The organism is Prevotella conceptionensis 9403948 (genome assembly GCF_000312305.1).
Lineage (GTDB): Bacteria > Bacteroidota > Bacteroidia > Bacteroidales > Bacteroidaceae > Prevotella > Prevotella conceptionensis.
In genome coordinates this window covers 1-631 of record NZ_HE999529.1, presented here as the reverse complement: position 1 = coordinate 631, position 631 = coordinate 1, and the positions used below count along the sequence as shown (strand labels likewise).

The following is a 631-nucleotide window of genomic DNA, read 5'->3' as shown; positions in this document are numbered from 1 at the left end:
GGCGCGCTACGATGCCACAGGCAAATACCTTGGAGCGAAAGAAACCGACGAATATCACTATCTAGGCAAACCCTTCCCCGACTTCAACGGTGCCTTCGGGTTCGACCTCCGCCTGCTGTCTAACCTCACGCTTAGCACCAAATTCAACTGGGCCGTTGGGGCATCGGTCTACAACCAAAGTTTCTACAACGTGGCCGGACTGGGCGACAACCTTAAGAAATGCGAAGAACTACGCGCACAACTGGCTGCCGAAACGGTGGGGACAGATGCTTACCGCAACGTGGCCGAGAAACTGGCGCGCACCGAACGCAACCGCGCCAACTACATCGAGAAGGCCGACTTCCTCAGGCTCTCGTCCATCTCGTTGGGCTACGATGCCAGTCTTTTGCCAAACGGCTCACATCGGGCGTACTGAAAGGTGCCCGACTGATGCTCACCGCCCAGAACTTGTTTCTTGTTACCAATTACAGCGGCATCGAACCGCAAGTTGAATCCAACGGTGGAACACGCCAAACACGTGGCATGGGCAGCCTTTCGCGCGACATCACTAATGCCCCTTCGGCCCGAACATTTACAGCAACGTTGGCGGTAGAATTTTAAGAAGCCTCACCCCCCCAGCCCCTCTCCAAGG

Annotated in this window: 1 protein-coding gene and 1 pseudogene; both read left to right on the top strand. The window is 56.1% G+C overall.

The window, feature by feature from the left end; translation table 11 throughout:
* Positions 1–415, top strand: a pseudogene (locus BN93_RS16115) (TonB-dependent receptor domain-containing protein); the annotation flags it as partial.
* Between the two features lie 14 nt (positions 416–429).
* Positions 430–600 (top strand): hypothetical protein, encoded by a 171-nt coding sequence (locus BN93_RS18895; protein WP_232211228.1) that lies wholly within the window; start codon positions 430–432, stop codon positions 598–600.
* The last annotated feature ends 31 nt before the right edge of the window (positions 601–631 follow it).